Genomic DNA, 13188 nt, shown 5'->3' with positions numbered 1-13188 from the left:
CCCTGTTTCTAGACGCGCCGGAAGAGTGCCGCGAGGGCCTGGCCGCCGCCGATGCACATGGTGACGATGCCGAGTTCGAGGTCGCGGCGCACGAGGTCCTTCGCGAGGCGCAGGCTCAGGATCGCGCCGGTCGCCCCGACCGGGTGACCCAGCGCGATCGCACCGCCGTACGGGTTGGTCTTCTCCGGGTTCAGCTTCGCGTCCCGGATCACCGCGACCGCCTGCGACGCGAACGCCTCGTTCAGCTCGATCACGTCGATGTCGCCGGGGGTGGTGCCGGTCTGCTCGAACAGGTTCGCCAGCGCCAGCACCGGGGCGTATCCCATCAGGCCCGGGTCCATCGCCGCGGTCGCGACGGCTTCCAACGTGACCAGCCCGGTCAGGCCCTTCTCCTGCGCGGCGGACTGCGTCGCCAGCACCAGGGCCGCGGCGCCGTCGTTGATACCGGACGCGTTGCCCGCGGTCACCGAGCCGCCTTCCTCGAACGCCGGCCGCAGCTTCGCCAGGGTCTCGAGGGTGGTGTCGGGCTTGGGGTGCTCGTCGACGTCGATCGTCTTCGGGCGGCGGCCCCCGATCTCGACCGGGGTGATCTCCTCGGCGAACGCGGCCTTCGCGGCCTCGGAGGCGGCACGGCGCTGGGATTCGACGGCGAACTCGTCCTGCTGCTGCCGGCTGACGCCGTACTTGCGGGCGACGGCCTCGGCGGTGCGGCCCATGTGCACGCCACCGAACGGGTCGGTCAGAATCGCGACCGTGCCGTCGACGAGCGTGCGGTCGCCGAGTTTGTAGCCGGAGCGGGCGGAGAAGTCGTAGAACGGCATCCGCGACATGCTTTCGTCGCCGCCGGCGAGGGCGAAGTCCACCCCACCCCAGCGCATCTGCTGCGCCGCCGACCACACGGCCTGCAGACCGGACCCGCACAGCCGGTTGACGGTGTACGCGGGGGTCTTCTCGGGAAGTCCGGCGGCGAGGGCGACGCGGCGGGCGTTGTAGGCGTCCGGTCCGACCTGACCGATGCAGCCCATCACCACCTCGTCGATGTCCTCACCCGGCACCCCGGCACGCCCCAGTGCGGCCTTCGCGGCGGTGGCACCCAGTTCGTGGGCTGGCACGTCCTTGAACGCACCACCGAAGCTGCCGATCGGGGTCCTCGCGCCGTCGACTACCACGATCGGTTCAGGAGAATTCATGACGTGTCCTTCCGTCTCTCTACCAGTATGGAGAGATAGTAGGACTTCAAAGTACCCAGCGGTTCACGCAGGGCCTCCGGTACCTCGTCGGGTCAGGTTCCGCGGATCAGATCGGCGCACTTCTCGGCCATCGTCATGACCGTGATATTGGGATTGACGCAGGGCAGTTTCGGCATCGCGGACGCGTCGACCACCCGCAGATCGCGGACGCCCTTCACCCGCAGTTCCGGATCGAGGACGGCCATCGGGTCGGTGGCCGCACCCATCCTGGCGGTCCCGGCCGGGTGGTACACCGTGTTGTGCGTCCGGTGCGCGTAGTCGATCAGTTCGTCGTCGGTGACCGCCTCCGGCCCGGGAGCCAGTTCCCTCGTGATCCAGCCGCGGAGAGGTTCCTGCTCGGCGATGCGACGTGCCAGCCGGATTCCGGCGAGCATCACCGCCTCGTCGTGGCCGTCGGGGTCGGTGAAATACCGGGGATCCACTCGCGGACGATCCCGGAAGTCGCGGGACCGCAGCCGCACCGTTCCGCGAGAGAGTCCCTGCGTGACGTTCGGGGTGAGACAGAAGCCGTTGTCCGTGGTCGGGTATCCCCACCGGAGTGTGTTCATGTCGAACGGCACGCTGCCGTAGTGCATCATCACGTCCGGATGGTTCAACCCCTCCTCGGTGGTGGCGAACAGACCGATCTCCCACCACTGGGTGGACGTCTCGACCATCGGCCGGGACGCCTCCCAGAACACCAGCCCCTCGACGTGATCGTCGAGGTTCTGCCCGACCCCGGGGGCGTCGACCCGAACCTGCACACCCATCTCGCGCAGGTGCACCGTCGGCCCGATACCCGAGAGCATCAAAAGTTTCGGTGTGTCGATGGCCCCGGCGGTGACGATCACCTCGCGGCGCGCGGACACGGTGTCGTATCCGGTGAGATCGGGGCGCTGGTACCGCACGCCGGTCGCCGCCATCGCATCGTCGATGACGATCTCGCTGACCCTGCAGTCGGTGCGCACGTCGAGGTTGGGGCGGGACCCGAGAATCGGATGCAGGTAGGCGTGCGACGTCGACATCCGGGTGCCGTCCTCGGACGCGTTGATCTGGAACCACCCCGCCCCGTCGAGCACCGTCGAGCCCCGGTTGAACTGCACGGTGGGCAACCCGACCTTCGCCGCAGCCTCGAGCAGGGCCACGCCGCACGGGTCGTGCGGCGGGACGTCACGCAACCGCACCGGACCGCTGCGGCCGTGCTGCTCGCCGGGGGCGTCGTTGTTCTCCACCCGCGCCACGAGCGGCAGCACGTCCGTCGCGCCCCAGCCGGTGGCGCCCGCCGCCGCCCAGTCGTCGAGGGTCTCGGCGGGCGGCCAGAACGCGATGCACGAATTGTGGGAGGAGCATCCGCCGAGCACCTTGGCGCGGGCGTGCCGCATGAAGCTGTTGCCCTTCTCCTGCGGCTCCACCGGATAGTCCCAGTCGTAGCCGGAGTCCAGCAGATGCATCCACTGCGACAGCTCAAGGACGTTGCGGTCACCGACGTCGGAGGGCCCGGCCTCTACGAGGCAGACGGTCACCGAGGGGTCCTCGCTGAGCCGCGCGGCGAGCACACATCCGGCCGTTCCGCCGCCGGCGATCACGTAGTCGAACACGGTGTCCGTCATGGCAGTTCACTCTCCGCCTCGTCCTTCGACGACGCCGCGTGCGACGCGAGACAGCCGATGTGGTTGCGGCCCTTCACCGCATACCAGAGAAGGCCCAGCCCGAGGATGAGGCCGATGTAGACGAACGCACCCCACGTGTTGTACCAGGGAGTGCCGTACACCTCGGGGCGCGGCCACGCCAGATTGAGCGCCATCCCCACACCCCACAGCACGGCGAAGATGTTCACCGGAAGCCCCCACCGGCCCATCGTGAAGTAGCCGCTCTCCGCGAGTTCCTTCGGCGGCCACTGCCCCTGCAGTCGTTTCTTCAGCAGCGGACCGGTGACCATGAGGTACGCCAGGTAGATCATGATGATCGCGATAGACGTCAGCACCGTGAAGATCTGCGGCTGGCCGATGTTGATGACGAGGATGAACGCCGCGAGCACACCGATCACGATGGCGGGGACCACGGGCGTCTGATGCTTCGGGTTGACGTGGGCCAGCCGCTCCCCGAACGGCAGCGCGTTGTCGCGGGCCATCGCGAACGTGAGCCGGATGGCCGCGGCGTGCACCGCGAGCGAACACACCGTGACCGCGACAACGATGCAGACCAGGAAGATCTTGCCGAGCGGTCCCCACATCACCTGCTCGACGATGTACTGCAGGCCGCCCTCACTGCTGCCGATCAGCGGATCCTCGAGGTCGGGGGCCGCCATCACGGCGAACACCAGGATCGCCCCGCCGATGACGAACGACGCGAGGATCGCCCGCAGGATGGCCTTGGGCGCCGTCCGCCGTGGGTCGACGGTTTCCTCGCCGAGCGAACTCGCGGTGTCGAATCCGTACATCACGTACCCGGACGCGAGTGACGCCACGAGGAACACGGTCAGATATCCCCCGCTCTCCCCGGCGCCGTAGCCGTGGGTGGAGAAGAACACGTCCGGACCGCGAGTGATGTTGGCGGCGAGGATGATCGCGATGAGGACGGCCGCGATCAGTTCGACGAACACACCCGTACTGTTGATGAGAGCCATCAGCTTGACGCCGAACGCGTTGACCGCCGTGGTGAACGCGATCATGATGGTGCCGAGAATGACGGCATTGGTGGCGAAGTCGTACTCGCCGCTGCCGTCACCGAAGATCTGGAACCCGCTCCACAGCCTCGGCAGGTTGAGTTGCAGAGCGAGCACGACGGCGGAGAGGGTCACGATCGACGCGGTGAGCATCAGCCAGCCCGACGACCATCCCACGATCCTGCTGCCGAGCAGCTTGGCCCAGTTGTACACCGAGCCGGCCACGGGGTACTTGGCCGCGAGCTCCATGAAGCACAGAGCGACCGCCATCTGCCCGACGAACACCATCGGCCAGGACCACAGATACGCCGGCCCCGCGGTGCCGAACCCGAAGTAGAACAACTGGAACGTGCCGGTGAGAATCGAGATGTAGCTGACTCCCGCCGCGAAACTGGCGAATTTGCCGAGGCTGCGGTCCAATTCCTGTTTGTACCCCAGTTCGCCGAGTCCGCTGTCCCCCGGCGCACCTCCGTCACCCACTGCTCCGTGCCGAGTAGCCATGGTTCTCTCGCCTCTCCGTGCGCCGACCTAGCCGTTGTCGAACCACCCCGCCGCCGTGGGCGAGGTGTTGTGCCAGATATGTTTGGTCTCCTGGTATTCCGCCAGACCGGTGGGGCCGAGTTCGCGCCCGTTACCCGACATCTTGAAGCCGCCCCACTCGGCGGCGGCGGTGTAGTAGCCGAAGTCGTTGAGCCACACCGTGCCGTGGCGCAGACCCCGCACCATCCGCTCGCCCCGCGCACTGTCGGCGGTCCGGACGCCCGCGGCGAGGCCGTACTCGGTGTCGTTGCCGAGTCGTAGCGCCTCCGCTTCCGTGGTGAAGCGCTCGACGGTGAGGATCGGTCCGAACGTCTCCTCCTGCACGAGGCGCATGGTGCGGTCGCAGTAGTCGAAGATGGTGGGCAGGTAGTAGCTCCCGTCCGCCAACGCGGGATCGGAGGGCCGGGCTCCCCCGGTCACCAACCGGGCGCCCTCGGAGAGGCCGAGCGCCACGTACCGTTCGACCTTCTCCCGGTGGGCCTCGGATACCAGCGGGCCGGTTCGGCTCGCTGGATCGAGACCGTTGCCCATCCGGATCTTCTCCGCCCGTGCGGCGAGCGCGGCGACGAACCGGTCGGCGATGGACTCCTCGATGATCAGGCGGGTTCCCGCCGAGCACACCTGCCCGGAATGCAGGAACACCCCCGTGAGCACCTGGTCCACCGAGTCGTCTCCGTCCGCGTCGGCGAAGACGATGTGCGGATTCTTGCCACCGAGTTCCACCGCCACCTTGGTGACGTTCTTCGCCGCGGTCTCGAGGATGACGCGTCCGGTGGCCAGCCCGCCGGTGAACGAGATGAAGTCGACGTCGGGGGTGCCCGTGAGTGCGGCGCCCAGGACGGCGCCGCTGCCCTGCACGAGGTTCACCACCCCGGCGGGGACACCTGCTTCGGCGATCAGCGCGGTGAACGCGATGGTGCTGAGCGGGGTTACCTCGCTCGGTTTGAGGACCATGGTGCACCCGGCGGCCAGCGCGGGCGCCACCTTCCACGAGATCTGCAGCAGCGGGTAGTTCCACGGTGCGATGAGCACGCACACACCGATCGGCTCGCGCACCACCCGGCTGATCACCTCGGGGCGCCCGACATCGACCAGATTGTCGGCTTCGACCGCGGCGAGTTGCGCGTAGTACCGGAACACCGACACCACGTCGTCGATGTCGATCCTGCTCTCCTCCAGAGTTTTTCCGGTGTCGAGCGTCTCGATGCGCGCCAGGGTCTCCTTGTCTCGCTCGAGGAGATCGGCGATCCTCGCGACCAACGCCGTGCGCTCGGCGACGGGTGTGCGGGGCCAGGTTCCCTCGTCGAACGCCGCGCGGGCCGCGGCGACTGCGCGAGTTGCGTCCTCCGGGGAGGCCTCGTCGACGGTGGCGACCACCGATCCGTCGGCCGGATTGATGCAGTCCCGGGTCTCACCGGAGCTGGAGCGGATCCATTGCCCGTCGACGAACAGGCCCGTGTTCAAGAGGTCATCGATCGACTGGTCCTGCATCACTCAACTCCGTGTCTCGCCGGAACGAACGCACCCCCCTTTACGGTATGCCGTCGGAGTCGCGGTGGGCGGGGATCGCGCACACATGTCCGATTCGCGACGGTATCCGTGGCCGAGAAGACTGTGTCCGGTAGCCGGACGCGCGTGCGCCTAGCGGCTGCGATAGCGTCGTCAGGCGAACTCTTCGCACATTCCCGGACAGGACACACCTAGAAACGGAGCACCCGTGGTCGCGATCGGCAACTCGGATCTGGACATCTTTCCCCTGGCCCTCGGTGGCAACACCTTCGGCTGGACCAGTGACGAACCGACGTCGTTCGAGATCCTCGACGCCTTCGCCGCAGGCGGCGGCAACTTCGTCGACACGGCGGACTCGTACTCCGCGTTCGCCGAGGGCAACTCCGGCGGCGAGTCCGAGACCGTCCTCGGCAACTGGATGGCGTCCCGCGGCAACCGCGACCACATGGTGATCGCCACCAAGGTCAGCCAGCACCCGGAGTTCAAGGGCCTGGCCCCCGCCACAGTCCGCGCGGCGGCGGAGGCATCCCTGAAGCGGCTGCAGACCGACCACATCGACGTGTACTACGCCCACTTCGACGACGCCGACACTCCCCTCGTCGACACACTCGGCGCCTTCGACGAGCTCGTCCGCGACGGACTCGTCCGCCACGTCGCCATCTCCAACTACTCGCCCGAGCGCATCCGCGAGTGGCTGTCGCTGACGGCCGAGAACGGCTTCGCGGCCCCGATCGCGCTGCAGCCGCACTACAACCTGGTGCACCGCCACGACTACGAGCCCGAGGTGGCCGCGATCGCCACCGAGAACGGCCTGGGCGTCTTCCCGTACTACTCGCTCGCCGCAGGCTTCCTCGCGGGCAAGTACCGCACCCAGGCCGACCTGGACGGTCAGCCGCGCCAGCGGATGGCGACCCGCTACTTCTCCGAGTCCGGACTCGCCGTCGTCGAGGCCCTGGCCGAGATCGCCGACACGCACTCGGCGGAAATCTCGACCATCGCGCTCGCGTGGCTCCTCACCCGGCCCGGCATCACCGCGCCGATCGCGAGCGCGAGCCGCCTCGAACAACTTCCCGCGCTGCTCGACGCCCCGACCGTGACCCTGACCGCATCCGAGATCAGCCGGCTCACGACTCTCTCGGACGCGATCGGCGCCTGACCTCAGCTCAGCAGCTTGCCCCGGAGCCGGTCGACGGTCGCCGCGCTCAGACCGAGCCCCTCGCTGAGATAGCGGTCGACCGTGCCGTACTGCTCGGTGAGCCGGCCGAGCCCGGCCTCGAGGTAGCTCCGGTCGACGCCCAGCAGCGGCTGGTAGATCTGCGCCACCGCCTCGCCGCGGCTGGCGGCGATCTGGTCGTACGTGACCTTCATCGACGCGGCGGTGTACTCGTTGGTGAGCAGATAGTCGTCGAAGATGGTGTCCTGCGGGACGCCCGCGATGGAGAGCAGCAGCGCGGACGCCCAGCCGGTGCGGTCCTTGCCCGCCGTGCAGTGGAAGACCTGCGGTCCGTCGGTGTCGGCCAATGACGTCAGGAGTTGCGCGAACCCGGCCCGGGTCGCCGCGTCGTCGACGAAGCTGCGGTTCATCTGCTGCATGAAGACGACGGCGTCGGCGGGCGACTTCAATTGCGCGACTGCGGCACCCAGGTCTCCCGACAGGATGGGGATGCCGAGGTAGCGCGGCCCGGCCGGGAGCCGGTCGGGTTTCGCCGCCACCTCTTCGACGGTCCGCACGTCGTACACCGCCGTCAGTCCGAGCCCGGTGAGGACGGCGAGATCCTGATCGTTCGGAACCAGAACGTTCGAACGGTAGAACAGTCCCCTCGTGACGTGTCCTCCGTGGGTGGTGGCGTACCCCCTACCCGATCCCCCGACGTCGCGGAAGTTGTCGACCGACGCCAGTCGCGGTGTCTCGACGACCGGGCCCGCGCTCCCGAAGTCGGACGAACCGAATCCCGGGAGGCTGATTCCGGGCAGCGACAGCGGGTCCGCCGAAGCGAGCGCAGGCGTGCCGAAACCCGCGAACAGGACGCTGCCGGTGATCAGCACCACGGCGGTGGAGGTGACGCGTCGAGACATAGGGGAAGCCTTTCGATGAGCTGTCGGGGAGATCCGCTCGTCCGGCATGTCCGGAGTGTCAGCGGGTAACCCACATCACAGTGGTCGGACGTTTCCCGTGGCTACGAGTTGTTCCGATCACCGGGAGAACCCGTTTCCCGCCGGCGGCGCCCACAGCAGACTCGGGCCGTCGGCAGCCGACGTGCCCGACGAAAGTGACTCTTTGACGACGAGGATGTGAGCTGAGATGACCAAGACCGCACAGCAACTGGCGGGGAAGGTGGTGATCGTGACCGGGGCGGCGCGGGGGCTCGGCGCAGCATTCGCCCAGCGCATCGTCGACGAGGGCGGCAGCGTCGTGGTCGGCGACGTTCTCGACGACGACGGCCGCGCGACCGTCGACCAGCTGGGCGACCGGGCGCGGTACAGCCACCTCGACGTCACGGACCCGCAGCAGTGGCAGGCGGCAGTCGACGTGGCGACGAGCGAATTCGGACGCGTCGACGGCCTCGTCAACAACGCCGGTATCTCCACCGGCCAATACATCGAGCACGAACCGCTCGAACACTTCCGGACGGTCCTCGACATCAACCTGACCGGTGTGTTCAACGGCCTGCAGGCCGTGATCGCCCCGATGCGCGCCGCCGGCGGCGGATCGATCGTCAACATCTCGTCGGCCGCCGGTCTGATGGGACTCGCGCTGACCGCCGGTTACGGCGCGTCCAAGTGGGGCGTGCGCGGGCTCACGAAGATCGCCGCCGTGGAACTGGGCACCGACCGGATCCGCGTCAATTCCGTCCACCCGGGGATGACGTACACCCCGATGACCGCGGGCCTCGGAATCCAGCAGGGCGACGGCAACTACCCGAACACTCCCATGGCCCGGGTCGGCGTGCCCGAGGAGATCGCCGGTGCCGTCGGGTTCCTGCTGTCGGATGCGTCCACGTACGTCACCGGAGCGGAACTGGCCGTCGACGGCGGATGGACCGCCGGGCCGACCGTCAAATACGTCATGGGCCAATGAGATCGAATTCGCAAGCCACACGAGGAGCACACACGATGAATCGATTCGACAACCGGCGGATCCTGGTGACCGGAGCCGCGTCGGGGATCGGACAGGCCACCGCCCTCCGACTGCTCGAGGAAGGCGGCACCGTCGTGGCAGCCGACGTCTCCGAGGACGGCCTCGCTCGGACGGCGGAACTGGCCGACGCGGCAGGCACGGCGGGACGCCTCAGCGTCGCCGCAATCGACATCGGCGACGAGAAGTCCGTCACCGACGGCGTGAGCCGCAGCGTCGAGAAGCTCGGCGGACTGGACGTACTCGTGAACGCCGCGGGCATCCTCCGCGCCTCGCACACCCACGGGACGTCGCTGGACCTGTGGAATCAGGTGATCGGGATCAACCTCACCGGCACGTTCCTCATGGTCCGCGAATGCCTGCCCGCGCTGCTGCGCAACGAACGCAGCGTGGTCGTGAACTTCAGTTCCACGTCCGCCGCGTTCGCGCACCCCTACATGGCCGCGTACGCCGCGAGCAAGGGCGGCATCCAGTCGTTCACCCATGCGCTGGCCCTCGAATACGGCAAGCAGGGTCTGCGCGCCGTCGGTGTCGCCCCCGGCAGCATCAAGACCGGCATCACCGACGCCACATCCGGATACGTTCCGTCCGATGCCGATTGGAGCCTGTTCGCCAAGCTCTCACCCATCCTGCCCACCACCCTGGAATCGGGCGGCGCGGCCATGGGCGGACCCGAGCAGGTCGCCGGAGTCGTCGCCATGCTCGCCTCCGACGACGGCGCGTTCGTCACCGGAACCGAGATCCGCATCGACGGCGGAACCCACGCCTGACCGGTTGAACCCTTGCGCGTGCGACGGCGGCACGTAGGTTGGACACATGAGCCTGCCCACCCCTGCCGCCGACCGCACCGCGCTCGTCACCGGAGCGTCGTCGGGGATCGGCGCGGCCCTCAGCCGTGAACTCAGCCGCCGCGGTCACCAGGTGGTGCTCGTCGCCCGCCGAGCCGAGAAGTTGGAGGAGCTGGCCACCGAGCTACGAGCCGCGGGTGGTCGGGCGCATGTGCTGGGTGCCGATCTCTCCGACCGCTCGGCCCGCGCGACGCTGCTCGACCGGGTCGGCGAGCTCGGGCTCACCCTCGACATCCTCGTCAACAATGCCGGTCTGTCCACGCTCGGCCCGGTGGCCGCGTCCGACCCGGACGCCGAGATGAACATGATCGAGGTCGACGTCATGGCCGTCGCCGACCTCTGCAGCCGCGCCCTGCCCGGCATGGTGCAACGACGCCGAGGAGCGGTCCTCAACGTCGCCTCCACGGCCGCGTTCCAGCCGCTGCCCGGACAGGCTGCCTACGCCGCCGGAAAGGCATTCGTCCTGTCCTACACCGAGAGCCTCACCGGCGAACTGAAGGGCACTGGCGTCACCGCGACCGCCCTCTGCCCCGGGCCCGTGGACACCGGTTTCGGTGAGACAGCCGGCTTCGCGAAGGAAGACGCCGAAGCCGCACTGCCCAGCTTCATGTGGGAAAGCCCAGAATCCGTGGCCAGGACCGGAATCGACGGCCTCGACAAGGGGCACATGATCGCCATTCCCGGCCTCGCGAACCGGGCGGCGTCCGTGTTCGCCCACCTCGCGCCGAACAAGCTCCTCGTCCCCGTCCTTGCCAGCCGTCATCCCGGTTTGCGGACGTAGAAACTGCCGCCGGTTTACTGTGGCGTGGTGGAGATGACTACCGCTACTCGCCGATTCGCACAGCTCACCGCGACCGTGGCCGTCGTCGCCGCCGCCCTTCTCGGGAGCGCCGGTATGGCCGCGGCCGACGAATGGCCGCCGGTACCCACCGAGCCCAGTCCGGTCGCGCCGTTCGACACCCAGAACTTCCTCACCCCCACGGACCTCGACTATTGGAATCCGTTCGTCAGCGCGAATCGGCTCACGTCACCGTTCGGAACCGCCAACCGCATCGTCTGCACCGGATTCCACGGCGTACTGCTCGACTGCTGGCAAGCCGACCAGAACGGCCAACCACACAAACTCGTCAAGTTGTCCATGAACTTCCCCGGATCCCTCGGCGCCACCCTCCCCGGCGGAGGTCCCGGGCACTTCGTCTACCCGGGCTTCATCCCGGGTATCTGAACCGGGCTACAACGGGTCGCCCTCGACCCGTCCGGCCGGCAGCGTACGGCCGCAGATCATCAGCGCCAGATCCTCGCCCGTTCCGCGTAATTCGGCGCCCGACCCGTACGACCAGTCGAGGTCCGTGGCCCGCAGGCCCCGTCCCTCGATGTCGATGCCGAAATTCGAGTGCCCACCACCCGCCGTGAGATCGTTGAGGACGACGCGCATCGTCTCCTCCGGTACGTGTCGTGGCACGCCGAGCGGCACGGTGGCGTCGAGACCGTGGATCACCACATGGTTGAGCGCGCCGTGATAGCCGCCGCCCGGCGGGATCCACTGGCGCATGACATCCGAGCGCAGGCTGGCGACGAGTTCCGCCGGTGCCAATTCGGCGTCGCTACGGGCGATCTCGTTGGAGAGCCGGGTGAAATCGAACTCGCACTCACGCAAGCGCGCCATGAACTGCTCCTCGGAGTAGCGCGCTGCCATGGTGAAATGCGCGACCACTTCCCGAATCCGCCAGCCCTCGCACAGCGACGGCGTGTCCCATTCCGCATCCGAGATCCCGTCGAACAGATCGGCCAGTGCCGAGAACTCGTTCGCAACCGCCCGCTGCAGATCGGCGTCATCGGTCATCGCACCCAGCCCCTACATCTTTCTCGACGAGAGTTCCCACACCACCGTATCCGGGTATTGCCTTGGTCGAACCTGATTGATAAAGTCGAACATACATGGCGCTCCTCACCTTTGTGTGGGTAGTTTTGGATTAATTCCTCCGAGCGTCAGGTAGATCATCGAGGTCAGCGATTCAGCGGAATGGTGTCCGTAGCCGCGAGCGTTGATGAGTCTGATCTTTGAGTTGATACCTTCGATGAGGCCGTTTGAGATGCCGAGTTCTACTGCTGCGATGATTCCGTCGTAGTGCTTGTGGATCTGTTGGGCGAGCATTGTGAATGCCGGGATTCCGCTGTGTGCGGCGTCGTCGATCCATGCGCGTAGATGTCGTTTGGCACGTGAGGGTTTGACGGTGCGGAACAAGTCCCGCATTTGCTCTTTCAGTCGCCATGCGTGCCCGACCTGCTGATCCTGACCTGTGAGCGTGTCGACCAGGGCGCGGCGCTGGTCGGTGAGTCGTTCGGCGCCGGTTCGCAACGCGATGCGGACTTTGCGCCAGCTACCGCTCGAGAGCTCTATTCTGCGGCGGTTGGCCGAGGAAGCCTCGGAGAACACTCGGTCCAACGCCCGGTTTACCCACTGCATGACATGGAATGGGTCGAAACAGATACGGGCGTTTGGTACGTGCTCCTCGGTGGCGACGCGATATGCCTTCGATCCGTCCATCGATACCGACTCGATCGAGTCGAGATCTGACTCCTGTTGCTGCTCATAAAAGGCCGCGAGTGATTCGGTGCTCCGCCCGGGTTCGATATGCACCACGGTCTTGGTGTCGTGGTCGCCGATAACAGTCAAATACTTGTGCGGGTGTCGGTAGCAGATTTCGTCGACGCCGATGCGGTAGATCGCCCCGAGTCGGCGACTGTCGATCAGTTCGTCGACGGTGCGGTTGATGATTGCGGTGACCGTTTCCCACGCGCAGCGCATCAACGTCGCGACGGAGGTGCGGTCGGTGCGGGCGGCGAGCCACAGGATGGTGTCTTCGAAGTCTCGGGTGTGCCGGGCGGTGGGCCGCGCCCACGGCACCTGTTCGGTGCGCACCCCGCAGTCGGCGCAGTCGATGCGGCGGATCTCGGAGACCAACCACAGGCGGTGGGTGCCGAGGTCAAGGTGTCGCCAACGGCGAGTGGACCGGTCATATGTTGCCGACGAGATATACCCGCAGGGACACTGGAGTCGGCGGGCGCGCAGGCGGACTTCGACCTTGACATCGCTGTCTGTGATCGACACCGCGGACACCGATGCACCGGGGATCTTCAAGAGACGGTTAAATGCAGTACTGACGCGCACGTGTAGCGGGCCTCCGGGTTGAGGTAGGTGTGGTAACCCCGAAACCTAGAGGTGCTGCACGTGCGCGTCCCTCATCTCACCGGTGAAAC

The 13188-nt window shown here is 67.3% G+C and carries 12 protein-coding genes; 5 read left to right on the top strand and 7 right to left on the bottom strand.

Going from position 1 to position 13188, the window contains the following annotated elements:
* Positions 1–8 precede the first annotated feature (8 nt).
* The 4 genes from GO592_RS05175 to GO592_RS05160 form a co-directional block, all read right to left on the bottom strand.
* Positions 9–1190: a thiolase family protein gene (locus GO592_RS05175; protein ID WP_007300355.1), complete on the bottom strand. Its 1182-nt coding sequence runs from the start codon at positions 1188–1190 to the stop codon at positions 9–11.
* Between the two features lie 92 nt (positions 1191–1282).
* Positions 1283–2839 carry a GMC family oxidoreductase gene (locus GO592_RS05170; protein WP_007300354.1) on the bottom strand — a complete coding sequence of 519 codons (1557 nt, stop codon included), beginning with the start codon at positions 2837–2839 and terminating at the stop codon, positions 1283–1285.
* A complete protein-coding gene (locus tag GO592_RS05165; RefSeq protein ID WP_050998693.1) occupies positions 2836–4395 on the bottom strand; it encodes an APC family permease in 1560 nt (519 codons plus the stop codon). The genes GO592_RS05170 and GO592_RS05165 overlap by 4 nt, the downstream gene beginning before the upstream one ends.
* A gap of 27 nt (positions 4396–4422) precedes the next feature.
* Entirely contained in the window at positions 4423–5925 is a 1503-nt protein-coding gene (locus GO592_RS05160; protein WP_007300352.1) for an aldehyde dehydrogenase family protein, read from the bottom strand.
* A gap of 226 nt (positions 5926–6151) precedes the next feature.
* On the opposite strand from GO592_RS05160, the gene GO592_RS05155 reads away from it, so the two are divergent.
* Positions 6152–7099, top strand: coding sequence for an aldo/keto reductase (locus GO592_RS05155; RefSeq protein ID WP_007300351.1), 948 nt, complete (start codon positions 6152–6154; stop codon positions 7097–7099).
* A 2-nt stretch (positions 7100–7101) separates the two neighbouring features.
* Here GO592_RS05155 and GO592_RS05150 read toward each other — a convergent pair whose 3' ends face one another.
* Complete coding sequence (locus GO592_RS05150) at positions 7102–8019, bottom strand: tyrosine-protein phosphatase (protein WP_007300350.1); 918 nt, start codon at positions 8017–8019, stop codon at positions 7102–7104.
* A 226-nt stretch (positions 8020–8245) separates the two neighbouring features.
* On the opposite strand from GO592_RS05150, the gene GO592_RS05145 reads away from it, so the two are divergent.
* Genes GO592_RS05145 through GO592_RS05130 form a run of 4 tightly spaced genes read left to right on the top strand, consistent with a single transcriptional unit; the run spans position 8246 to position 11152 of the window.
* On the top strand, positions 8246–9022 hold the full coding sequence (locus GO592_RS05145) for an SDR family oxidoreductase (protein WP_007300349.1): 777 nt from the start codon (positions 8246–8248) through the stop codon (positions 9020–9022).
* Positions 9023–9057: 35 nt separating this feature from the next.
* Positions 9058–9849, top strand: coding sequence for an SDR family NAD(P)-dependent oxidoreductase (locus GO592_RS05140; RefSeq protein WP_005565289.1), 792 nt, complete (start codon positions 9058–9060; stop codon positions 9847–9849).
* Between the two features lie 46 nt (positions 9850–9895).
* Complete coding sequence (locus GO592_RS05135; protein WP_007300348.1) at positions 9896–10708, top strand: SDR family NAD(P)-dependent oxidoreductase; 813 nt, start codon at positions 9896–9898, stop codon at positions 10706–10708.
* A gap of 33 nt (positions 10709–10741) precedes the next feature.
* Positions 10742–11152 carry a hypothetical protein gene (locus GO592_RS05130; protein ID WP_039952808.1) on the top strand — a complete coding sequence of 137 codons (411 nt, stop codon included), beginning with the start codon at positions 10742–10744 and terminating at the stop codon, positions 11150–11152.
* Positions 11153–11158: 6 nt separating this feature from the next.
* Here the strand turns inward: GO592_RS05130 and GO592_RS05125 are convergent, their stop codons facing one another.
* Together GO592_RS05125 and GO592_RS05120 are read right to left on the bottom strand one after the other, a co-directional pair.
* Complete coding sequence (locus GO592_RS05125) at positions 11159–11770, bottom strand: maleylpyruvate isomerase family mycothiol-dependent enzyme (protein ID WP_007300346.1); 612 nt, start codon at positions 11768–11770, stop codon at positions 11159–11161.
* Between the two features lie 105 nt (positions 11771–11875).
* Entirely contained in the window at positions 11876–13099 is a 1224-nt protein-coding gene (locus GO592_RS05120) for an ISL3 family transposase (protein ID WP_202715099.1), read from the bottom strand.
* Positions 13100–13188: the final 89 nt, after the last annotated feature.

Source organism: Rhodococcus sp. 21391, from assembly GCF_016772255.1.
Taxonomy (GTDB): domain Bacteria; phylum Actinomycetota; class Actinomycetes; order Mycobacteriales; family Mycobacteriaceae; genus Rhodococcus_F; species Rhodococcus_F opacus.
This window is presented reverse-complemented; position numbering and strand designations above follow the sequence as displayed.